A 21,525-nucleotide genomic window follows, 5' to 3' on the forward strand; every position below is an offset into this window, starting at 1 on the left:
GCCATGGGCCGCGCGCTCCATTTCCTGCTGTCGAATCCCACGACGCCATCGGATATAGGGTGCCTGCGTCCATCGTGCGACCCGGCCTGTCGCACCAGGATGGCACACGGGCGGTGTTCCGAACCGCCGGGGGTTGCGCAGCAGCATCGCGGCTTGCCATGAGGGCGGATATGATCCGGACCATCCCCACCCATCCGTTCGACGGCCAGAAACCCGGCACTTCCGGCTTGCGGAAACCGGTCAAAGTCTTCCAGCAGCCGAATTATACGGAAAACTTCATCCAGGCCGTGTTCGATGCGGTGCCGCCACCCGGCGGGGCCACCCTGGTGATCGGGGGCGACGGGCGGTTCTACAACCGGCCGGTGATCCAGCAGGCGATCCGCATGGCCGCTGCCAATGGCTACGCCCGGGTATTGGTGGGCCAGGGCGGCATTCTGTCCACCCCCGCCGCCAGCCATGTGATCCGCAAATATGGCGCGGCCGGGGGGCTGATCCTGTCGGCCAGCCACAACCCCGGCGGGCCCGACGCCGATTTCGGCATCAAGTACAATATCGCCAACGGCGGCCCCGCGCCCGAAAGCGTGACCGAGGCGATCCATGCCCGCACGCAGACGATCGACCGCTGGCTGACCATGGACGCACCGGATATCGATCTCGACACCCAGGGCACGGCGCAAGTCGGCGCGATGCGGGTGGAGGTCATCGATCCGGTGGCCGATTATGCCGCGCTGATGGAAAGCCTGTTCGATTTCCCGGCGATCCGCGCGGCGGTGGCGGGCGGCTTCACCATGGCGTTCGACGCGATGCATGCGGTAACGGGCCCCTATGCCCAGGCGATTCTGGAAGACCGGCTGGGCTTCCCCCGGGGCACGGTGCGCAACGGCGTGCCGCTGGAGGATTTCGGCGGGTATCACCCCGATCCGAACCTCGTCCATGCCAAGGCACTGTATGATCTCATGATGGGGCCGGACGCGCCCGATTTCGGCGCGGCTTCCGATGGCGATGGCGACCGCAATCTGATTATCGGGCGTGGGCGGTTCATTACCCCGTCGGATTCTCTGGCGATGCTGGCCGCCAATGCCACATATGCGCCCGGTTACGCGCAGGGGCTCAAAGGCATTGCGCGGTCGATGCCGACCAGCGCGGCAGCCGACCGGGTGGCGGCGGAATGGGGCCTGCCCTGCCATGAAACGCCCACCGGCTGGAAATTCTTCGGCACGCTGCTCGATGCCGGGATGGCCACGATCTGCGGGGAGGAAAGCGCCGGCACCGGGTCGGATCATGTGCGCGAAAAGGACGGCCTGTGGGCGGTGCTGCTATGGCTCAACGTGCTTGCCGCCCGGCGGATCAGCGTCGATGCGCTGGCGCGCGATCACTGGGCCCGCTTCGGCCGCAACTACTATGCCCGCCACGATTACGAAGCGATCGACACCACCGCCGCCAACCGGCTGATGGCCGAACTGGAGCAGCGGCTGGACACACTGCCCGGCACGGCCTTCGGCCCGCTGCGCGTCGCTGCGGCGGACAGCTTTTCCTATACCGATCCGGTCGATCATGCGGTCAGCCGCAATCAGGGTATCCGCGTGCTGTTCGATGGCGGATCGCGGATCGTGTTCCGCCTTTCCGGCACCGGTACGCAGGGGGCCACTCTGCGCGTCTATCTCGAACGGTTCGAACCGGCCGATGGCGCGCTCGACACCGATACCGCGATCATGCTGGCGGATCTGGCCACCGCCGCCGATGCCATCGCCGGGATCGCGCGCCACACCGGCCGCACGGCACCCGATGTCGTGACCTAGGCCGCGATCCGCCATGGCGCTCCCACGGATGGCCATGGTCTTTTCGTCTTTGCCCCCTATAAGCGGCACCCCGGCACAGCAGGAAAGGTTGGCATGCGCGTACTCGTAACCGGAGCAGCGGGCTTTATCGGCGCCGCTCTGTCCGAAACCCTGCTGGCGCGCGGCGATCAGGTGATCGGGATCGACAATTGCGATCCCTATTACGATGTTTCGCTCAAGCAGGCCCGTAGCCGGCGGCTGGCGCAGCTGGGCGGCAACCGGTTCGCATTCCTGCCGGTCGATTTCGGCAATACCGATGCGCTGCAAACCGCGCTGGAAGGCTTGGAGTTCGACCGCATCGTGCATCTGGGCGCGCAGGCGGGCGTGCGCTATTCGATCGAAAACCCCCACGCCTATGTCCATTCCAATCTGGTGGGGCATGTGAACATGCTGGAACTGGCCCGCCACCGGGAGGTGGAGCATATGGTCTACGCCAGTTCCAGTTCGGTCTATGGCGGCAATGCCAAGTTGCCGTTTGCCGTGGAAGATCGCACGGATCACCCCGTTTCGCTCTACGCCGCGACCAAGAAGGCGGACGAGCTGATGAGCGAAACCTACGCCCATCTTTACCGCATCCCGCTCACCGGCCTGCGCTTCTTCACCGTCTATGGCCCATGGGGGCGCCCCGACATGATGATGTGGAAGTTTACCGCCAATATCCTCGCCGGGCGGCAGATCCCGGTGTTCAACCACGGCGATATGTACCGCGATTTCACCTATATCGACGATATCATCGCCGGGGTCGTCGCCTGTCTCGATCATCCCCCGGCGGATGACGGGCGGGAAAAGGCCGGGGGCAGTGTGAAGCCCCACGCGCTCTACAACATCGGCAATCACCGTTCCGAAGCCCTGATGAAAGTCATCGGCCTGCTGGAACAGGCCTGCGGGCGCAAGGCGGAACTGGACATGTTGCCGATGCAGCCGGGCGACGTGCACAAGACATACGCCGATATCGCGGCGATCCAACGCGATCTCGGCTATGCCCCCACCACCGCGATCGAGCAGGGCGTGCCGAAATTTGTGGATTGGTTCCGCGAATACCATCAGGTTTGATCGTAACGGCTTGCCCTGCGCGCATGGGTAGTGAAACACAGCCCCATGGCGATTCTCAGCGATAGATGGATCCGGAGCGAAGTCCGGCGGAGCGGTATGATCGAGCCTTTCGTCGAAAGGCAGCAACGCGAAGGGGTGATCAGCTACGGCCTGTCATCCTACGGCTATGACGCGCGCGTGGCCGATGAGTTCAAGATTTTCACCAATGTCGACAATGCGGTGGTCGATCCCAAGGACTTTTCCGCGAACAGCTTCGTCGACCGCAAGACCGATGTCTGCGTCATCCCGCCCAACAGCTTCGTGCTGGCGCGCACTGTGGAATATTTCCGCATCCCGCGCGATGTGCTGGTGATCTGCCTCGGCAAATCGACCTATGCCCGCTGCGGCATCATCGTGAACGTCACTCCGCTGGAACCCGAATGGGAAGGGCATGTGACGCTGGAATTCTCCAACACCACCCCGCTCCCGGCCCGGATCTACGCCAACGAAGGGGCCTGCCAGTTCCTGTTCCTGAAAGGGAACGAACCGTGCGAGACGAGCTATGCCGAACGGTCAGGCAAGTACATGGGCCAGCGCGGGGTGACTCTGCCCAAGCTTTAAAGACCAAATTGCGAAGGCAGGAATGCAAAGGGCGCGAGCCGAAGCCCGCGCCCTTGTTCACATCGGTTCTGTTCCGCCCGGCGATGCCGGTCAGCGGTCGGTGAAACGGCCGCCTTCCGCCGCGAGCGTGCGAACCAGCGCCGAAGGGGCGAAGTCCGCGCCATAGCGCGGCTCCAGCGCTTCCAGCCCTTCGAGCAGAGCCTTGGCACCGATGGTATCGCCCCAGAACATCGGTCCGCCGGTGAAGACCGGCCAGTTGTAGCCGAGGATCGCGGCGACATCGATATCCGAGGCACGCAGGGCGATGCCTTCTTCCAGACATTTCGCGCCTTCGTTGACCACGGGATAAAGCAGGCGCTTCATGATCTGCTCGTCGCTCTGGTCCGGGTCCTGCGGCACGTTCGCGTAAGCGGCGAAATCGGCGATGATCCGCGCGGCCTCGTCAGACAGGGCGGATTTGCGATCGGCGTCGTAGTCGTAGAAGCCCTTGCCGGTCTTCTGCCCGCGCCGCCCGGCGTCGACGAAATCGCCCATCAGCGTGCGCCCTTCGGCACCATGGATCAGCACATCGAGCCCGATCAGGTCGAGCATGGAAATCGGGCCCATGGCAAAGCCATAATCGTTCATCACCTGATCGATCTTACGCAGCGGCACCCCTTCCAGCGCCATCTGCTGCGACTGGACGATGAGGTGTTCCATGATGCGGTTGGCGATGAAGCCATGGCACACACCCGCCAGAACCGGCGTCTTTTTGATTGTGCCCGCCAGTTTCATCACCGTGGCGATCACTTCCCTGCTGGTCTTCGCGCCGCGCACCACTTCGAGCAGCGGCATGACATTGGCGGGGGAGAAGAAATGCAGCCCCACCACCCATTCCGGGCTCTTGGTCGCCGCAGCGATCTCGTTCAGATCGAGGAACGACGTGTTGGACGCGAGGATCGCCCCGTCGCGGCAGATGCCATCGAGCTTGCCGAAAATGTCCCGCTTGATCGAGATTTCCTCGAACACCGCTTCGATCACCAGGTCGACATCGGCCAGTTCGTCCATCGACAGCACCGGGGTAATCAGCCCCATGAGCTGTTCCACCTGTTCCGCCGTCATCCGGCCTTTGGCGGCGGTGCGTTCGTAATTCTTGCGGATCGTGGCGATCCCGCGATCCAGCGCTTCCTGCTTCATTTCCACCAGAGTGACGGGAATGCCCGCCTGAAGGAAATTCATCGTGATGCCGCCGCCCATCGTGCCGGCGCCGATCACGCCGACTTTGCGGATCGGCAGAATCGGCACGTCCTTGCCGATATCGGGCACTTTGGCCGTCTGCCGCTGGGCGAAGAACACATGGCGCTGCGCCGCGCTTTCTCGGGAGACCAGCAGTTCGCCGAACAGTTCCTTTTCGCGGGCGAGGCCCTGTTCGAACGGCAGCGTGATCGCCGCTTCCACCGCCTGCACGATATGGCCGGGGGCCTTGAACCCCTTGAACTGGCGCTTGTGCCGGGCCTTCACCGGTTCCAGATCGGCCACGGTGCCCTGCACCGCCTTGTCGCGCACTTTGACCAGCGCCGCGCCATCGGCAACGACGTTCTGCGCGAAAGCCAGTGCGGCTTCTTCCAGTTTGCCTTCTTCCACCACCTGATCGATCAGCCCGCTTTCGGCCGCCTTGGCCGCGGACACCGGCTTGCCGCTGAGGATCATCTCCAGCGCGGGCGCCGCACCGATCAGACGCGGAAGGCGCTGCGTCCCCCCGGCGCCGGGCAGAATGCCGAGATGGACTTCGGGCAGACCAAATTTGGCCGAAGGCACGGCCACACGGTAATGGCAGGCCAGCGCCAGTTCGAACCCGCCGCCCAGCGCCGTGCCGTGGATCGCCGCGACCACCGGCTTGGCCGAACTTTCCGCCGCCGCCATCAGCGCGTCGAAATCGGGCTGCTTGATCGGCAGATCGTCGAACTCGGCGATATCGGCTCCGGCGAAGAAAGTCCGCCCGGCGCAGAGCAGGACGATGGCCGCCACCGCATCATCGGCATTGTGGATACGCAGGCCTTCGATCACGGCAGTGCGCACGGCGGTGGACAGCGCATTGACCGGTGGCGAATCGATTTCGATGATTCCCACGTTGCCCACCACACGCGTTGCCAGCACTTCGCTCATTCTCAATCCCTTCGCATCCTGCCGGGAATCCGGCCCTTTCCGCCCGGTGGGATAGCAGATGGCCCCCAAGGCGAACAGGAGCAAAAGCCATAGCTTCGCGCACAAGTGCATAAGCAATATTGCGACTGCTTCGCAATATTGCTTATGATGGAGAAAACCGAATCGCGGAGCTGATGCCCATGTATGCCTATCTCGATCGACCGATCGCCACGCTGGACGAAGGCGGCAAGATTCTGGTCTGGGCCATGCGCCAGTGGATGGCTGCAGTCAGCAAGCGCAGTTGCCCTGTGGCGGCGTTGGGCAAAACCCTGGCCAATCGCGGGCTGATGCCTGCGCTGGCGCCGTTTCACCGGGTGATGGGCCTGCTTGCCACCCACGCCCGGCAGGACCTGCCTTTCGCCCCGTTCTGTGCCCCGCACGTGGCCGAAGGCGAAGCGCTGGTGCTGACGCTGATTTCCGATTGCCGTGGCCCCCGCGCGCATACGCTGGACACGACACTGTTTCTGCTGATGGGGGAAGAGTGCCGCCATCCGATGCAGGATGCGATCCTGCAACTGGGCGACGCGCTGGACCGGGTGGGGCTGCTACCGGCGATACCCGCGCCGCTCGCCTGATCCCGATCTCGCCTGAAGCCGGCGCGACGCGCGTCAGCCGATCACTTTTGCAGCCGCGCGGCGTGCCAGCCGACGTGTTCGGCCATGAACGTCGAAATGAAGTAATACGAATGATCGTAGCCCTGCCGCATGCGGATGGTCGCGGGCATGCCGGCCCGGGCCACCGCTTCTTCCAGCAGATGCGTCTTCAATTGTTCGGCGAGGAAAGCATCCGCCGTCCCCTGATCGACCAGCAGATCGGGCAGGCGCGCGCCATCCTCGATCAGGGCGCAGGCATCATATTCCCGCCATCGGGCCCGGTCCGCCCCGATATAGCCCGTCAACGCCTTGTCGCCCCACGGGCAATGCAGCGGGCTGACGATCGGCGCAAAAGCGCTGACCGAGCGGAACCGCCCCGGATTGCGCAAGGCGATCGTCAACGCGCCATGGCCGCCCATCGAATGGCCGGTGATACCCTGCCGCGCCATGTCGACCGGGAAATGCCGCGCCACCAGGGCGGGCAGTTCTTCCTCGATATAGCGGCGCATCCGGAAATGCGCGGCCCAGGGCGCTTGTGTCGCATCGACATAGAAGCCCGCGCCCTTGCCGAAGTCATACACTTCGTCATCGGGCACATCGTCGCCGCGCGGGCTGGTGTCCGGAGCGATGAACACGATCCCGTGTTCGGCGCAGGCTGCGCGATATTCGCCCTTTTCCGTGACATTGGCATGGGTGCAGGTCAGCCCCGAAAGATACCACAGCACCGGCAGCACGGCGCCCGGGGCGTGATCGGGCACGAAGACCGAAAAGGTCATCGGCGTGCCGGTGGCGGCGGAGGCGTGGGTATAGACGCCTTGCACGCCGCCATGGGCCCGGTTGGTGGAAACGGTCTCCAAAGCGTTCACAAACGGTGCAGGCCGCACAGCTTGTTGCCGTCAGGATCGCGCAAGTAGGCCAGATAGAGCTTTATCGCCCCGGAATCGCGCACGCCCGGCGGGTCTTCCACCGCCTTGCCGCCATGGGCGACGCCCGCCGCGTGCCAGGCATCGATCTGTTCCCCGCTGTCCAGCGCGAAGCCGACCGTGCTGCCGTTGCCATGCGTGGCCGGTTCTCCGTCGATCGGACTGGTGACCATGAACATCGACCCGTTGTGCAGGTAGATCAGCCGCCCCTTGGGATCGGTGATCGCCGGCTTGCCGCCGACCGCGGCAAACAGCGCATCGTAGAATTTGCGCGACCGTTCGATATCGTTCGAACCGACCATCACATGGCTGAACATGGCTGTAATCCTCCCTTCGCAGAATGCTTTTTCAATAGACCACGACGCTGCGGATGCTTTCGCCCGCATGCATCAGGTCGAAACCCTTGTTGATGTCCTCCAGGCTGAGGATATGAGTGATCATCGGATCGATCTCGATCTTGCCGTTCATGTACCAGTCGACGATCTTGGGCACATCGGTGCGCCCCCGCGCCCCGCCGAACGCGGTCCCTTTCCACACCCGGCCCGTCACCAGCTGGAACGGGCGAGTGCTGATTTCCTTGCCCGCTTCGGCCACGCCGATAATCACGCTTTCGCCCCAGCCGCGATGACAGCATTCGAGCGCGGTGCGCATCACTTCGGTGTTGCCGGTGCAATCGAACGAATAGTCCGCGCCGCCATCGGTCATCAACGCCACTTTGGCGACCACATCCTCGCGGCTCATGCCCTTGGTGTTGAGGAAATCGGTCATACCGAACCGGCGGCCCCATTCTTCCCGGTCGGGGTTGATGTCGACGCCGATGATCTTGCCTGCCCCTGCCAGCTTCGCCCCTTGGATCACGTTGAGGCCGATGCCGCCAAGGCCGAAGACCACGACATTGTCCCCCACCTGCACTTTGGCGGTGTTGACCACCGCGCCCACGCCCGTGGTCACCCCGCAGCCGATGTAGCACGAGGTCTGGAACGGCGCGTCCTCACGGATTTTGGCGACTGCGATTTCGGGCAGGACCGTGAAGTTCGAGAATGTCGAACAGCCCATGTAATGAAAAATCGTCTGCCCCTTGTAGGAGAAACGGCTGGTGCCGTCGGGCATCAGGCCCTGCCCCTGCGTGGCGCGGATCGCGGTGCACAGGTTGGTCTTGCCCGACAGACAGCTTTTGCACTGGCGGCATTCGGGGGTGTAGAGCGGGATGACATGGTCATCCGGCTTCACCGAAGTGACGCCCGGCCCCACTTCACGCACGATCCCCGCGCCTTCGTGCCCCAGGATGGAAGGGAAAATCCCTTCGCTGTCGAACCCGTCCAGCGTGTAGGCATCGGTGTGGCAGATGCCGGTGGCCATGATTTCGACCAGCACCTCACCCGCCTTCGGCCCTTCGAGATCGACTTCCACGATCTCCAGCGGCTTCTTCGCTTCAAAGGCAACGGCGGCACGGGTTTTCATTGGCTGTAGCTCCAGATCTATCGCAGGCCAGCTTCATCACAGGCCGGCCCGGCATAGCGTTCTTATCGCATGGCGATAAGGGGGTATTCCGCCCGATCGGAAACGAAGTTACCGCATATGCGCCTGCCGGCGGCAGGCCGCCGGTCAGGGCAGGTATTGCGCCCGCAGTTCACGTTTGAGAATCTTGCCGCTGGCGTTCTTGGGCAGGCTTTCCGCCACATGGATCGCCTTGGGGCATTTGTACCCCGCCAGCCGTTCCCGGCAATGCGCCATGACCGATGCGGTATCGAGCGGCGCGCCCGGGCGGGGCACCACCACCGCCGTCACCGCTTCCACCCATCGATCGTCGGGAATGCCGAACACAGCCGCTTCCTGCACATCGGGATGGAGGAACAGCGCTTCCTCCACTTCCCGGCTGGCGACATTTTCGCCCCCGGACTTGATCATGTCCTTCTTGCGATCGACGAGATAGAGATAGCCGTCCGCATCGAACCGGCCGAGATCGCCGCTGTGGAACCAGCCGCCGCGAAACGCCTCCGCCGTCTTGTCCGGCGCCTGATAGTAGCCCAGCATGACCTGCGGCCCGCGATGGACGATTTCGCCCACTTCGCCCACCGGCACCGGCCTGTCGTTATCGTCCACCACGCGGGTTTCGACATTGATCGCGGGGCGACCGGCGGAGCCCAGCTTCCTGATCTGGTCTTCGGGTTGCAGGATCGTGGCGACCGGCGCCATTTCGGTCTGCCCATAGAAATTCCATAGCCGCATCTGCGGCAGGCGGCGCACCAGTTCCTCCACGATCGCCACCGGCATGATCGAAGCCCCGTAGTACCCCTTGCGGAGCGAGGAGAGATCGCGCCGGTCGAAATCGGGATGGCGCAGCATCGCGATCCACACCGTCGGCGGGCAGAACAGCTTGCTCACCCCCCGCTCCTCGATCGTTTGCAGGATCGTGGCCACATCCGGCGCGCGCAGCAGGATGCTGGTCGCCCCGAGATAGAGATCGACGCTGAGGAAACAGTCGAGCTGGGCGCAGTGATAAAGTGGCAGGCAGTGCAATTCGACATCTTCGTGCGCCATCTGCCCGTCGATGGCGCAGCTGACATACTGGGCGAACAGGCTGCGCGAACTGAGCAGCACACCCTTGGGATGCGCTTCGGTGCCGCTGGTGTACATAAGCTGCACCGGATCGTCTTCCCCCCGCACGATCGCGGGGCGGGTCTCGTCCCCGGCGGCGTACCAGGCGGCCACATCCTCCCACCCGGCGGGTGCGGGGGTGCCGGTATGATCGATAAACGCCTTTACGCGCGGCGGATCGTCCATCAGCGCGATGGCTTCATCCGCAATGCCGCACAGCGCATCTTCGGCGATGATCGCACGGGGCCGGGCGTGGTTGAGAATGAAGCCCACTTCGGCCGCGTTGAGCATGAAGTTGATCGGGGTGAACAGCGCGCCCGCCTGGATAATGCCGAAGCGCGCGATCACGAACGCGCGGCAATTGTGCGCGAAGACCGCCACTCTGTCGCCCGGCGCCACGCCCTGCGCGATCAGATGGTTGGCGAACCGGTTCACCAGCCGGTCGAGATCGGCGAAAGTATCTTCCTGCCCTTCATAGATCAGCGCCACCTTGTCGGGCGAACGCCGCGCCTGCAGCCGCACGATATCGCTGACAAGCCGCTGCCGGGCATGGTCCACCTCCGGATTGACGCTGACGCCAGCTCCCATCTCAACTCCCTTTCTTGCGGATACTGCGATCCCTTGCCTCCTCTCTCCGCCATGTCCGCCGATTTTGCAACCGGCGGCACATCAACCCCCCTGCTGTTCGGCCCACACGACATAGCGCAGCGGGCCGCGCTCGTTCACGCCGAAGGGATAGCAGGTGGTCAGCGCCAGCAGCGGCCGCACCGGATTGGCGGGATAGGCAAAGCGATCCCAGCGGACGATCTGGCTGTTCGCCACCGTATAGCGCGCCGTGCGTCCGTTGACGGACTGCACTTCGATCGCATCGCCGGGGCGCAGGTGGCGCAGAAAGGCGAAATGGGTATCACGATGGGCGGCGAGAACGCGCACCGGCGCGCGGTCACGCAGCGCAGTCGGGCCGAAGGCCATGGCCTGCCCCGAACCGCCCGACAGCACGATTTCGCCGACACCGAGGCGCGGGACCGACACTTTCGCCACCGGGGCCATATCCGCCCAGCCCCACGGCTTAACCGGGCGGCGGGCGGCGAGGCTCTGTTCGAAAGCGCGGTCGAGCAGAACCTGCGCCAGCCAGGCCTTGGCCGGGATCATCGCCCCTTGCGCGATCAACACAAGGCCGAGCAGGCAGAGCCCCGACAGGAACAGGGTGGAAAGGGCGCGCCCGCAGGCACGCCCTCCTTTGACCACGGCCAGCACCCCGTTCATGCCCCGGCTCCCGCGCGGCGGTGGGCCCGGCGGCGCGTGGCCAGCCCCGCAAGGCCGAGCGTTAGCAGCGCGAACCCCTTGACCAGCAGCCCCGCATAGCCCGTGGCGGTTTCCGGCAGGTCCAGCGCTTCGGCCTGATCCGCGAGCATCGGCACGCCTTCCCGTGCCATGGCGGCCACAGCCGCGGCCTGCCCGCCCAACAGCGTATCGAAATCCCACCCGGCGGGCAGCAGCAGCGGCAGTTCCTCCCGCGTCAGCGGCGTGCCCTGCGGCCGGTCCGGGGTTTCATCCACCGCGACCAGGCTCGTGACCCGGGTGACGATGCTGTAGGCAAGGCCAAGCTGGGCAATCGCTTCGCTGGCCGCGCCGTCTTCCATCTCGCCCGCCGCACGGGCCGCTTCCAGCTCAGCGATCCGGCGATTGGCCCAGAGCTTCGCCACCGCCGGGCTGTCGAGCGCCTGCGCAAGAGCCACGCTCTGCCTCCACGGCCGGTCGTCGATCATGCCGCTGACGGTGAGCGTGCCCGACAGCGCCTTGCCCTTGCCGAGCACGACCAGCGGTTCGCCCGCATAGAGATCGGGCAGATCGCGCGGCGTGAGATCGAGCGGCGCGCCGTCCACGCTGATTTCGATGTCGCGCACCGCCGGCGCGGCCAGCCGGTCGAGCATCGCCGTCATCTTCGCGGTCACTTCCTTGCCGATGCCGACATTGGTGAAAGTGCCCCGGCCCGCTTCGGCCATGCGGCGCATCAGGTACTGGTTGGGGGCCGAACCGATGCCGACCATGAAAATCCGGCTGCGCCCGCCCTTCGCGGCGATGGCGGCGCTCATTTCCTTCTCGTTGGAAATGTCGCCATCGGTGAGGAAGATCACCTGCCGCACGGTGCCCTTGTCCTCAGGCTGGCTGTCGATCAGCGCGGATTCGAGCGCGGGCAGCATTTCCGTGCCGCCACTGGCCTGCAACCCTTCGGTGAAGCGGCGGGCCAGTGCGATCTGTTCCGGCGTGGCGGGCACGCTGTCATCGAACAGGCGGGTCAGCGTATCGTCGAAGCGGATCACGTTGAACCGGTCCTGTGGCCGCAGCGTGCCGAGGGCATAGAGCAGGCTGTCCTTGGCCGCCGCCATCGACGTGCCGCCCATCGAACCGCTGTTGTCGATCACGAAAACCATTTCGCGCGGCGGGAACTGGCGCGCCGGTTCCTGCGCGGGCGGAGTGATCGCGGCCATGAGATAAGCCTCGCCCCCCACCTGCTGGCGGAACAGGCCGACCGTGGGATCGGCACTGGCCGAACGCCAGCGGAGTTCGAAATCGCGGTCGGCGGGCACCTGTCCATCGGCCAGGCGAATGGTGCGCGTCATACCGCCTTCTTCGGCCACCGCGATGCGGTGATAGGGACTGATGAGATTGGCGGGCTGGAAACCCGGCGCGAGATGCACCGTGATCGACACCGGATTCAGGTCCCGGCCCAGCTTCGGATCGGCCAGCGGCGCGGTGACGGCGGCGGCATCCTTCGCGCCCGCATCGCTGTCCACCGTGTGCGGCGGGACATAGCGCGGCCCAGACACCAGCGGCAGGCGCAGGCTGAATTCACCGGCCAGCTGGCGCACCGGCGCCTGGTATTCGATGGCGATCAGCACGGTTTCGCCCGGCCCGACATTGGCCACGCTGTTGCGGAACATGTTGGGCCGTTCGGATTCGACCAGCCCGGCTTTCTTCCCTTCGGCGCGCGCCTTTTCATAAATCGCGCGGGCTTCTTCCCGGCGTTTGATCCGGCCGACGATCACCCGCTGGCCCACCACCATCCTGAGGCTGTCCACCGCCCCTTCTTCGGGCAGGGGATAGAGGTAGGTCGCTTCCATCCAGTTCTTGCTGGTGTTGCGGAAGGCTTGCGTTACCCGCACGCGCGCGGTCTGCCCGCTGACAGTGACATCCATATCGGTGCCCAGCCGTATGGCGGGCAGGGCATCGGCCACGCCCTTGCCGCGCAAGAGCAGAGTGCCGCTGCCGATCACATCGGCCTCGGTGTCGGAGGCGGAGAGCCGGTCGACGATGAAAACCAGCGCGACAAGGCCCAGCAGGAGCGAAAGGCCGAGCAGCAGACGGCAGCGCGACCGGGCGGGAAAGAGGAATGCAGACATGGCAGGCTCCATGAAAAAGCGGAGCCTTCCCAATAGGCAGCGGCCATGCCGGACAGCCATCGGCAAGCCATGCCGGTTTCTGCCACTGCGGGCGGCGATGTGCGGCAGGCAAGAACAGACTTGACGGATTGTGCGGATTTGTGCGGAATTGTCCGGCACACGATACGGGGACACCATGCAGCAATCGGATGACGGCTTTGCGGAGCGCCTGCGCGAAGAACTGGCGCGGCGGCGCATGTCGCGCCAGGCGTTGGCCGATATGGCGCGGATCAGCCTGTCCACGCTGGAAAAGGCACTATCGGGCAACCGCCCCTTCACGCTGGCGACCGTCATCCGGATCGAGGAAGCGCTGGGCACTTCGCTGCGTGGGGCGCATGGGACCGATATCCCATCTGCCGGGCACGATCTCGCGCCCGAACATATGGGCGCCTACAGCCGCGCGGCGATCCGCTGGATCGAACAGGAATACATGACCTTGCGCGCCAGCTTCGATACGCCGGGCGCGGTCTTTGCCTATCGCAGCCGGATTTTCTGGGATGACGATGCAGGCCATCTCCGCTTCAGCGAAGGCGAGCGGCCCGATGGCCACTATGCCCAGTCGGGCTATGTCTCGATGCCCAATCTTTCGGGCTACATCTATCTGATCACCAACGAGGCGGGGCAGTATCGCATGATGATGCTGGGGCGGCCGACCCGCGATGCGCGCATGTTCGGCCTGCTCAGCACCTTGCAGTTCGGCGCGGGCTCGCAGCTCGTGCCCGTGGCCAGCCCGATCGCCCTGGTGCCCAGCGAACAGTTGGACGATCTCGAACCGGGTCTGATCGACACCGGCCACGATCGCTTCGCCACCTGCCGGGGCATTCTCGACCATGCGATGGCGAACGATTTCTGCCGCTGGCGGCAATAGGCCGAATATTCTCCGGGCGCGACTAACCCCTTGCCTCAGGCGCCCGCTGTCCTTGCCCGGTTGCAAGAATCGTGGAGGCGCAGTTCGTGCACCCGTGCGGTAGCGAATCGTGCACCCCTCTTAGCACCGGCACGGTCGCTCCGCTTGTGCGCGAACCTGTCTGGCGATACGCTTCCGGCCGGAAGGGCGCGAACCATCACGCGAACAAGAGCCTGCACGGCCGACGCGCGCCACAATGACAACATCCTTTCCGAAATAACGGATTCGATTGGGAGAGCTGGAAATGTCTGATTTGCTGATCAAGGGCGGCACTGTCGTCGACGGCACCGGCGCAGCCGCCTACAAGGCGGATGTCCGCATCAAGGACGGCGTGATTGCCGAAATCGGCGACGATCTGCGTCCTGACGGTGAAAAGACCTACTTCGCCGATGGCTGCATCGTTGCCCCCGGCTTCGTCGAAAGCCATACACACTACGACGCCACGATGTGGTGGCAGCCCGATCTCGATCCGCTGCCCGGCTATGGCGTGACCACGATCATCATGGGCAACTGCGGCTTCTCCGCCGCGCCGATTTCGCGCGACGAGGCCGCGCGGAACGAGATGATCAAGATTTTCTCCTTCTTCGAAGATATCCCGGAAGGCCCGTTCCTGCAGAATCTGCCGTGGGACTGGGAAAAATGGTCCGAGTACAAGGCCTCGATGGTCAAGAACGTGCGCGTTCCGGCCAATTACGCCAGCTTCGTCGGCCATCTCGCCCTGCGCCTTGCCGTCATGGGCCTCGAAGCCTGGGACCGCGCGGCAACGCCGGAAGAAATCGCCCGCATGGCGGAACTGCTGGATGACGCGCTCGCCGCCGGGGCGCTTGGCATGTCGGACAATCTGTTCGACCATGACGGTTCGGACCGCCCGGTGCCTACTCTGCTGGCCGACGACGCCGAATTCGAAGCGCTGTTCGATGTCCTCGAACGCTATTCGGGCGTCAGCTATCAGGTGATTCTCGACATCTTCACCCGCAAGACCGCGCCGGAAATGCTCGACCGGGTGGCGCGCCTGACCAAGGGCCGCCAGCTGCGCATCCAGACGGCGGGGACAATCGCCACGCTGGATTTCCAGAAGGATCTCGCAGGCGTTCTCGAAGACCGCGTGCTCGAAATGCAGAACGAAGGCTATGACATCTGGCCGACCGCTTCGCACGTCGCGCCGACCAATGTGCTCAGCATCGTCAAGTCGCTGATCTTCGCCCAGTCGAACGATTATGTCTGGCACGAAGTCGTCATGGCCGATGATCACGAAGAGAAGCGCCGCCTGCTGGCCGATCCCGAATGGCGGGCCCGCGCGCGCGAAAGCTGGGACAACAAGGCCTGGGCCTGGGCGCCGATGAACAATCCGCAGCGGCTCGAACTGATCAATTCGGACAACGGCACCGGCCCGGTCAACATCACGCTGGCCGAATATGCGGAAAGCCGCGGGCTGCACCGCAGCGACGCCATGGCCGAATGGATACTCGCTAACGGCGTCCTTTCGACAGTGCACATGTCCCCGTTCCCCAAGGACGAGGAAATGACCACCCGGTGGATGACCAATCCGAAATCGGTCGGTAACATCACCGATGCGGGCGCGCATGGCCAGATGCTGTGCGGTGGCGGTGAAAACGTCGAACTGATCACCAAATACGTGATGCAGGACAAACGGCTCACGCTCGAACAGGCGATCCACATCCTCACCGGCAAGCTGATGAACTTCTTCGGGTTGACCGACCGGGGCGAACTCAAAGTGGGCAAGCGTGCCGATCTTACCGTTTTCAAGCTGGACGAAATCAAACGCCGCGAGATGATCAAGGCTTTCGACGTGCCCGATGGTAAGGGCGGTTTCACCTGGCGCTTCACCCGCCAGCCCGCACCGATGCGGCTGACCATCGTCAACGGTGTGGTGACGTTCGACGGCAAGAAGTTCACCGGCGAAATGCCGGGCGAATTCCTCCGCCCCGCAGCCAACGATCAGCTCGCCGCGCAGGCCGCCGAATGATCCACCGCGCTGCGTGAAGCGGGATGGCGGGTTGCGCTTGCACCTGCTGCCCCGCTTTCACGGCGCGGGCATTGCCTTTCCGAACGCGTGGGCAGCTATGCTAGCCCACGCTTCGGGACGATGGAACCGTGCCGGCTGGGCGCTCTGCCGATTGTTTTAAGCGATAGTGCTTCCGTAGTCGCGCCCAGCCGCAATTTCCGCCATAATTAGCGCACAATAATTTCAAGGCCTGCAGGCGGAAGGCGGTTTGGGGCGATGGACGCGAAGGCAATATTCACTACCGTGGCGGTTATGGTGTTCGCCAACGGCGCGGTGCTGGCCACTGTCTATCGCGATTTGCCCGCCACGCTCCGCCCCGCCGCCGCCCGCTGGCAGGCCGGCACCGTGCTGGTCGCCGCGGGCTGCGCCATTTTCGCTTTTGGCAGTTTCCTGCCGATGCCGATCATGGTGGCGCTGGCGAACTTCGTGCTGACGACGGGCCTTACCGTCTACCACCGCGCCTTGCGCAATTTCTACGGCCGCCCGGCTGAAACCTGGGATATGGCGCTGCCGTTCGTAGCCACGGCCAGCGTCTATTGGTGGTCGGCGATAGAACCTTCCTTCATCATCCGCCTCGGCGTCATTTCCCTCATGTGGTTGTGGCTCATGGGCCGTTCGCTCCACCTTCTCCACGCGATGCGGCACGTCGACACCTCGCGCAGCCGCTCCATGCTGATGGTGATTCACGCGATGGTGATGTCGTTCGTCGCCGCGCGTTTCATCATTTACCTGAGCCTCGACCTGCCGCGCGGGTTCTCCCTCACGACGAACGATAATCCGCTCAATCTCATTACGCCGATCATCATGGCGGCATTGCCCGCGATCGGCACGACGGCGTTCGTCCTGCTCTGTTCCGATCGGATGCGGCGGCAACTGGAAATCACCGCGGCAACGGACGATCTCACCGGCCTGGCCAACCGCCGCACGCTGATCGCCCATGGCAAGGCGCGCTTCCGCTCACACGAAGCAAAGCGGCAGGGGTTGGCAATCGCCGTTCTCGATCTCGATGCGTTCAAGTCGATCAACGATTCGCATGGCCACGAAGCCGGCGACCAGGCGCTTGTCCATGTGGCGGAATGCCTCCGCCAGGCGGCGCGTAAGCTCGATCTGGTCGCCCGCAGCGGGGGTGAGGAGTTCGTTGTCATCATGGAAGGCCTTGATGGCGACGAGGCCGGGGCGGCGGTGGAGCGGATGCGCTGCGCCGTCGAAGCAGAGCTGTTTCGCGCCGGAACCGTTCTTGTTCCGATCACCGTCTCGGCCGGGGTCGCCGTCGCCCTGCCCGGCGACAAATCGTTCGACGATATCCTGCGCCGTGCCGACAACGCGCTTTACCAGGCCAAGGCGAACGGGCGCAATTGCGTGATGCTGGCCGCCTGAGAAGGGCTATTCTCCGCTCAGGAGAAGCGTTCGCTTGACCGCGCAAACCGGTCGACCCGGCGAACCGGAGCCGCCCGCTCGGGCGATGCTGCGCCCATTCCCCTTCCAATCGCTCCCCCTGCACCTACATGGGGGCACATGAGCCATCGGCCCCTCCAACTAAGTCGGCGGAGTGTGATCGCCTCCGGGGCAGCAACGGCTGCTGCTCTCGCGCTTGTCCGTTCGTCACCGGTGTCGCTGAAACCCGCATCCGTTGCGGGCGGCGGCGCTGTCCCCCCGGTTGCCAAACCGGCTGACATGCCAGTCCCGTCGCTCGATCCAGAGATCGTGCGCAAGGCACTGGCCGCGCTTGACCGGCATCGTCACGCAATCCGGCGCCATGACCGCATCGCCATCGCGGATTTTTCGGCGCCATCGTCCGAACCGCGGCTGCATTTCCTTAATGTTGCGGGTGGAAACGCCACCCGCCTGCTTGTCGCCCACGGCACAGGCTCCGATCCGGGGCACACCGGCTTCCTCCACCGCTTCTCCAATCGCACCGGTTCGAATGCTTCGAGCGAGGGGGCGTTCGTGACCGGCGACTACTACGTTGGAAAGCATGGCCGCTCGCAGCGGCTGGTCGGGCTCGATCCGACCAACAACAACGCGCTTGATCGCGCCATCGTGATCCATGGGGCGTGGTATGCGAACGCCGCAATGATAGAACAACACGGTAAGCTGGGCCGGAGCCAGGGATGCTTTGCGGTGGGCGAAAGCGATCTGGACGATCTTTTCGGCTTTCTGGGAGAAGGGCGGTTGCTGTACGCCGCGAAAGTCTAGGCCCTTCCTTGCATCGGGGCCCGTTTTTCGGAATCGCCGTCCCCCACTCTCCGTGCCCCCTTTTCCGGAACATCCTCCCCGCCTCGGGGTTGATCCTCCTGAAACAAGGAGATTTGTGTGCGAAGGAGAGCGATTGCTTGTTTGCTGTCAGCCCTGACATTCACGCTGGCGGGATGTGACCTCTCCGAAAGTTCCGGGCAGGCCAAAACCGGAATCACCGCACAGGCAATCGCATGGAACGGGAAAGCGGCCGGGCAATTGCGCCAGGCGATTGCCGACCGCGCCGCACATGGCCTGGACCGCATGGATTTTGCCGTGGAAGGCAAGCCAGGCACCCCTGCAGGCGACGATGCATTGACAGCCAGCGCCCTGCGCTATGCCCGCGCGCTCGCCATGGGCGCCTCCGATCCGGCGAAACTGCATGAAATCTACACCTTGCCGCGCCCCAAGCCGGACTTGCGGCAAGGCCTCGCGCAGGCTCTGAACAAGGACAAGCTCGGCGAATGGTTCGAGAGTCTCGCCCCCGCCAGCGACACTTATCGGGAGTTGTCCAAAGCCTACCTCGCCCTGCGCGCGGCGGGTGAGACCGCCCCGCCCCCGCTGCCCGCACTCATGGCGCCGATACGGCCGGGCGAAACGAACGCCCGGATACCAGCCTTCGCCCGCCGTCTGGTCGAAGCGGACTATCTCGACCGCGCCGATGCCAGCGGAAACCGCTACAACCCGGCGATGGTGCAGGCAGTCAAGCGCCTGCAGGCCGATTACGGGATCGATCCCGATGGAGATATCGGCGCCGACACGGCGGAGATCATGGGGTTGTCCGATGCGGACCGTGCCAGCGCCCTTGCCGTCGCCATGGAACGTATGCGCTGGCTCGACCGCACCCCGCCGCCGACACGGATCGATGTCAATCTCGCCTCCGCGCGGCTCGACTATTGGCGTGATGGCAAGATCGCCGATAGCCGCAAAGTCGTGACCGGCAAGCCGGACACCGCGACACCCCAACTGGGATCGCCCATCTACCGGCTTGTCGCCAATCCGACCTGGACCGTCCCCCGGTCGATCGAACGCAAGGAACTGGCGGGCAAAGGCGCCGCTTATCTGCGCCGCAACAACATGATCTGGAAGGACGGATGGATCGTCCAGCAGCCGGGACCGAAGAACTCCCTCGGGCTGGTAAAGTTCGATATGCAGAACGATCACGCGATCTATCTGCACGACACACCAGCGAAGCAGCTCTTCGATGAAGTCCAGCGCCAGCGCAGCCACGGCTGCGTGCGGGTCGAAGATGCCCTGGGGTTCGCGGAAATACTGGCCCGTGACCAGGGGATGCTCGACGAATGGCACAAGGCCCGCGCCACCGGGAAGGAGAGCTTCGTGCCGCTGCCACACCCCATTCCGGTACGGCTCTATTACCAGACGGTGCTGTTTGACGAGAATGGCGCTCCCGTTGTCCGTGCCGATCCTTACGGCTGGAACGATCGCGTCTCGGCCGCGCTCGGCTTCCCTGCCCGGAAGACAGCGCAATTGCGGTCCTCGACCTCGGAAGTCGGTCCCTGACGCAAACCGTGCAACCCGCTCGCCATCGCGCGCTCTTTTCCGCATAGTGCCGTGATGGCGAACACAATTGGCTTTGCTCCCAACCGGGAAGCTATCGAAAAACTGGCGACAGATGCGATCAGAAACCTCCCGGCCCCGTTCGCCGACCATCTCGGCGATATCGTCGTCCGCGTAGAAGAATTCGCAGATGACGATATCCTGCAGGAAATGGGCATTGAAGATCCCTGGAATCTGACCGGCCTCTATCAGGGCCGCCCGCTAAGCGAACAATCCGTCTGGTCGACAGGGGACATGCCGCCGATCATCTCGCTCTTCCGCATGCCGTTGCTCAACGAATGGATCGAGAGCGACGTCACTCTGGAAGAGCTTGTGGTGCATGTCCTCGTCCACGAAGTGGGGCACCATTTCGGGCTGTCGGATGCAGATATGGAAGCGCTCGAGAACGCGGCCGGCGGATAGGCGCCCGATACCGGACTCAGGGCCCCGCGTTGCCCGGCACGCGGCCGCCCGTCGGTGCAAGCTGCGCGCGAAGGGCTTGCAATTCACTCTGCGATACAGGTGCCAATGCGCCAGCAGGCTTGCCCTTGCGCAGCCGCTCCCGGTCTTTCTCCGATGGTTCGACTCTGCGCACACGCACCGGAGCATGCCCCCAGGCCTTGATGCCAAGCTGTTCGGCTGCACCGCGCGACAGGTCGATAATGCGCTGACTCTGCGCAAACGGCCCCCGATCGTTGACCCGGACGACGATCCGCCGCCCGGTATCCAGCGCCGTCACTTCGACATATGTCGGCAGGGGCAACGTGGTATGGGCGGCGGTGACCCAGCCGGGGCGAAACCGCTCTCCATTGGCCGTGCGGTTCCCGGATTCGCTCCCATACCAACTGGCATAGCCCACCCGATCATAGGCCGGAGCGGCGGCGGGCACATAAGTCACGCCGCGTATCGTATAGGCTGGCCCGATCCTCACCGGGTTGTCACGCACGGGCCGAAAATTGCCGCCCGCACAGGCCGACAGCATCAGAACCGCCATCGCCGCGACCGCTGTTCGCATTGCTGGAAATCTTTGCATCGGCAGACCGTAGATAGAGCGCGCATCGGGATAAAGGCCCGATATCAGCCTGTCATATAAATGCATGGTCAGGCGGTGAGCGTCCGATGCTGTTGCCCGCATCCGGCGCGGGCGCTTCAGGCTGCATGAGTCCGCAACCGCCAGTTCAGCGTATGGCCAATGACCAGAAGCAGGCTTCCCGTCACGGTGAACCACAGTTCGCCCCCCTCTCCCGCGCCGGGCAGGAGCGCGATGACCAGACAGATCACTCCCGCAATGCCCAGCAACGCGGGGCGGCGGGCGCGATGGCGGCGATAGCCAAGCCAGAATGCCGCAAGCCCCGCCGGAACGACAAGCGCAAGCGCTGCATAATGGAACGCATCCGATTGCGCGAAAAGCCCGAGAACGCCCGGAAGCAACAGCAGCAGGAGCGGCAACGCAAGACAATGCACGAGGCAAAGCAGGGACGCGGAGACCGCCACCCCTTCGACAACATTGGTCCGGCGCGCACCAGCGCCATGGGATAGATTTTCAGCATGCATGATACGAGTCATAA

The 21,525-nt window shown here is 64.3% G+C and carries 19 protein-coding genes; 10 read left to right on the forward strand and 9 right to left on the reverse strand.

All coding sequences use genetic code 11. The features are described from left to right. The first annotated feature begins 170 nt into the window (after positions 1 to 170). From K5X80_RS01400 to dcd, 3 genes are all read left to right on the forward strand, one after another. Complete coding sequence (locus K5X80_RS01400; protein ID WP_222559098.1) at positions 171 to 1,799, forward strand: alpha-D-glucose phosphate-specific phosphoglucomutase; 1,629 nt, start codon at positions 171 to 173, stop codon at positions 1,797 to 1,799. A 93-nt stretch (positions 1,800 to 1,892) separates the two neighbouring features. Next, positions 1,893 to 2,891, forward strand: a complete 999-nt coding sequence (locus tag K5X80_RS01405; RefSeq protein WP_222559099.1) for a GDP-mannose 4,6-dehydratase — start codon at positions 1,893 to 1,895, stop codon at positions 2,889 to 2,891. A gap of 45 nt (positions 2,892 to 2,936) precedes the next feature. Next, the gene (gene dcd, locus K5X80_RS01410; protein ID WP_222559100.1) at positions 2,937 to 3,491 is read left to right on the forward strand and encodes a dCTP deaminase; all 555 of its coding nucleotides are present in this window, start codon (positions 2,937 to 2,939) and stop codon (positions 3,489 to 3,491) included. A gap of 90 nt (positions 3,492 to 3,581) precedes the next feature. Here dcd and K5X80_RS01415 read toward each other — a convergent pair whose 3' ends face one another. Continuing rightward, entirely contained in the window at positions 3,582 to 5,636 is a 2,055-nt protein-coding gene (locus K5X80_RS01415) for a 3-hydroxyacyl-CoA dehydrogenase NAD-binding domain-containing protein (protein ID WP_222559101.1), read from the reverse strand. Between the two features lie 173 nt (positions 5,637 to 5,809). On the opposite strand from K5X80_RS01415, the gene K5X80_RS01420 reads away from it, so the two are divergent. Further along, a complete protein-coding gene (locus K5X80_RS01420) occupies positions 5,810 to 6,250 on the forward strand; it encodes a hypothetical protein (RefSeq protein WP_222559102.1) in 441 nt (146 codons plus the stop codon). A gap of 41 nt (positions 6,251 to 6,291) precedes the next feature. On the opposite strand, the gene fghA is transcribed toward K5X80_RS01420, so the two are convergent. The 6 genes from fghA to K5X80_RS01450 all read right to left on the reverse strand — a co-directional run bounded on the left by fghA (position 6,292) and on the right by K5X80_RS01450 (position 13,193). Next, positions 6,292 to 7,125: an S-formylglutathione hydrolase gene (gene fghA / locus K5X80_RS01425; RefSeq protein WP_222560338.1), complete on the reverse strand. Its 834-nt coding sequence runs from the start codon at positions 7,123 to 7,125 to the stop codon at positions 6,292 to 6,294. A gap of 5 nt (positions 7,126 to 7,130) precedes the next feature. Then, entirely contained in the window at positions 7,131 to 7,508 is a 378-nt protein-coding gene (locus K5X80_RS01430) for a VOC family protein (RefSeq protein WP_222559103.1), read from the reverse strand. Between the two features lie 31 nt (positions 7,509 to 7,539). After that, the gene (locus tag K5X80_RS01435) at positions 7,540 to 8,652 is read right to left on the reverse strand and encodes an S-(hydroxymethyl)glutathione dehydrogenase/class III alcohol dehydrogenase (RefSeq protein WP_222559104.1); all 1,113 of its coding nucleotides are present in this window, start codon (positions 8,650 to 8,652) and stop codon (positions 7,540 to 7,542) included. A 144-nt stretch (positions 8,653 to 8,796) separates the two neighbouring features. Continuing rightward, entirely contained in the window at positions 8,797 to 10,377 is a 1,581-nt protein-coding gene (locus tag K5X80_RS01440) for a fatty acyl-CoA synthetase (protein WP_222559105.1), read from the reverse strand. An 81-nt stretch (positions 10,378 to 10,458) separates the two neighbouring features. Continuing rightward, on the reverse strand, positions 10,459 to 11,055 hold the full coding sequence (locus K5X80_RS01445; protein WP_222559106.1) for a class GN sortase: 597 nt from the start codon (positions 11,053 to 11,055) through the stop codon (positions 10,459 to 10,461). Continuing rightward, positions 11,052 to 13,193, reverse strand: coding sequence for a marine proteobacterial sortase target protein (locus K5X80_RS01450; protein WP_222559107.1), 2,142 nt, complete (start codon positions 13,191 to 13,193; stop codon positions 11,052 to 11,054). Before K5X80_RS01450 ends, K5X80_RS01445 begins: the two co-directional genes overlap by 4 nt. Positions 13,194 to 13,368: 175 nt before the next feature. Here K5X80_RS01450 and K5X80_RS01455 point away from each other — a divergent pair, with 175 nt between their 5' ends. From K5X80_RS01455 to K5X80_RS01480, 6 genes are all read left to right on the forward strand, one after another. Next, the gene (locus K5X80_RS01455; protein WP_222559108.1) at positions 13,369 to 14,100 is read left to right on the forward strand and encodes a helix-turn-helix domain-containing protein; all 732 of its coding nucleotides are present in this window, start codon (positions 13,369 to 13,371) and stop codon (positions 14,098 to 14,100) included. 283 nt (positions 14,101 to 14,383) lie between these two features. Then, positions 14,384 to 16,126: an N-acyl-D-amino-acid deacylase family protein gene (locus K5X80_RS01460; RefSeq protein ID WP_222559109.1), complete on the forward strand. Its 1,743-nt coding sequence runs from the start codon at positions 14,384 to 14,386 to the stop codon at positions 16,124 to 16,126. A 255-nt stretch (positions 16,127 to 16,381) separates the two neighbouring features. Next, entirely contained in the window at positions 16,382 to 17,542 is a 1,161-nt protein-coding gene (locus K5X80_RS01465; protein ID WP_222559110.1) for a GGDEF domain-containing protein, read from the forward strand. Between the two features lie 297 nt (positions 17,543 to 17,839). Next, positions 17,840 to 18,361 carry a murein L,D-transpeptidase catalytic domain family protein gene (locus K5X80_RS01470; protein WP_222559111.1) on the forward strand — a complete coding sequence of 174 codons (522 nt, stop codon included), beginning with the start codon at positions 17,840 to 17,842 and terminating at the stop codon, positions 18,359 to 18,361. Between the two features lie 141 nt (positions 18,362 to 18,502). Then, positions 18,503 to 19,921: a L,D-transpeptidase family protein gene (locus K5X80_RS01475; RefSeq protein WP_222559112.1), complete on the forward strand. Its 1,419-nt coding sequence runs from the start codon at positions 18,503 to 18,505 to the stop codon at positions 19,919 to 19,921. A 54-nt stretch (positions 19,922 to 19,975) separates the two neighbouring features. Then, positions 19,976 to 20,380, forward strand: a complete 405-nt coding sequence (locus K5X80_RS01480) for a metallopeptidase family protein (RefSeq protein ID WP_222559113.1) — start codon at positions 19,976 to 19,978, stop codon at positions 20,378 to 20,380. A 16-nt stretch (positions 20,381 to 20,396) separates the two neighbouring features. Here the strand turns inward: K5X80_RS01480 and K5X80_RS01485 are convergent, their stop codons facing one another. Together K5X80_RS01485 and K5X80_RS01490 are read right to left on the reverse strand one after the other, a co-directional pair. Further along, on the reverse strand, positions 20,397 to 20,972 hold the full coding sequence (locus tag K5X80_RS01485) for a septal ring lytic transglycosylase RlpA family protein (protein ID WP_222559114.1): 576 nt from the start codon (positions 20,970 to 20,972) through the stop codon (positions 20,397 to 20,399). A 134-nt stretch (positions 20,973 to 21,106) separates the two neighbouring features. Beyond that, positions 21,107 to 21,523 (reverse strand): MerC domain-containing protein, encoded by a 417-nt coding sequence (locus tag K5X80_RS01490; protein ID WP_222559115.1) that lies wholly within the window; start codon positions 21,521 to 21,523, stop codon positions 21,107 to 21,109. Positions 21,524 to 21,525 lie beyond the last annotated feature (2 nt).

The sequence above is a fragment of the Caenibius sp. WL genome, assembly GCF_019803445.1.
Lineage (GTDB): Bacteria > Pseudomonadota > Alphaproteobacteria > Sphingomonadales > Sphingomonadaceae > Caenibius.

Bases quoted from the DNA above. Each gene is read 5' to 3' on its own strand.
- K5X80_RS01455 (WP_222559108.1), top strand. From the start codon at position 13,369: ATGCAGCAATCGGATGACGGCTTTGCGGAGCGCCTGCGCGAAGAACTG.
- K5X80_RS01440 (WP_222559105.1), bottom strand. From the start codon at position 10,377: ATGGGAGCTGGCGTCAGCGTCAATCCGGAGGTGGACCATGCCCGGCAG.
- K5X80_RS01480 (WP_222559113.1), top strand. From the start codon at position 19,976: ATGGCGAACACAATTGGCTTTGCTCCCAACCGGGAAGCTATCGAAAAA.
- K5X80_RS01435 (WP_222559104.1), bottom strand. From the start codon at position 8,652: ATGAAAACCCGTGCCGCCGTTGCCTTTGAAGCGAAGAAGCCGCTGGAG.
- K5X80_RS01400 (WP_222559098.1), top strand. From the start codon at position 171: ATGATCCGGACCATCCCCACCCATCCGTTCGACGGCCAGAAACCCGGC.
- K5X80_RS01490 (WP_222559115.1), bottom strand. From the start codon at position 21,523: ATGACTCGTATCATGCATGCTGAAAATCTATCCCATGGCGCTGGTGCG.
- K5X80_RS01485 (WP_222559114.1), bottom strand. From the start codon at position 20,972: ATGCGAACAGCGGTCGCGGCGATGGCGGTTCTGATGCTGTCGGCCTGT.
- K5X80_RS01445 (WP_222559106.1), bottom strand. From the start codon at position 11,055: ATGAACGGGGTGCTGGCCGTGGTCAAAGGAGGGCGTGCCTGCGGGCGC.
- K5X80_RS01465 (WP_222559110.1), top strand. From the start codon at position 16,382: ATGGACGCGAAGGCAATATTCACTACCGTGGCGGTTATGGTGTTCGCC.
- dcd (WP_222559100.1), top strand. From the start codon at position 2,937: ATGGCGATTCTCAGCGATAGATGGATCCGGAGCGAAGTCCGGCGGAGC.
- K5X80_RS01420 (WP_222559102.1), top strand. From the start codon at position 5,810: ATGCCCATGTATGCCTATCTCGATCGACCGATCGCCACGCTGGACGAA.
- K5X80_RS01405 (WP_222559099.1), top strand. From the start codon at position 1,893: ATGCGCGTACTCGTAACCGGAGCAGCGGGCTTTATCGGCGCCGCTCTG.
- K5X80_RS01430 (WP_222559103.1), bottom strand. From the start codon at position 7,508: ATGTTCAGCCATGTGATGGTCGGTTCGAACGATATCGAACGGTCGCGC.
- K5X80_RS01415 (WP_222559101.1), bottom strand. From the start codon at position 5,636: ATGAGCGAAGTGCTGGCAACGCGTGTGGTGGGCAACGTGGGAATCATC.
- K5X80_RS01470 (WP_222559111.1), top strand. From the start codon at position 17,840: ATGCCAGTCCCGTCGCTCGATCCAGAGATCGTGCGCAAGGCACTGGCC.
- K5X80_RS01460 (WP_222559109.1), top strand. From the start codon at position 14,384: ATGTCTGATTTGCTGATCAAGGGCGGCACTGTCGTCGACGGCACCGGC.
- K5X80_RS01450 (WP_222559107.1), bottom strand. From the start codon at position 13,193: ATGTCTGCATTCCTCTTTCCCGCCCGGTCGCGCTGCCGTCTGCTGCTC.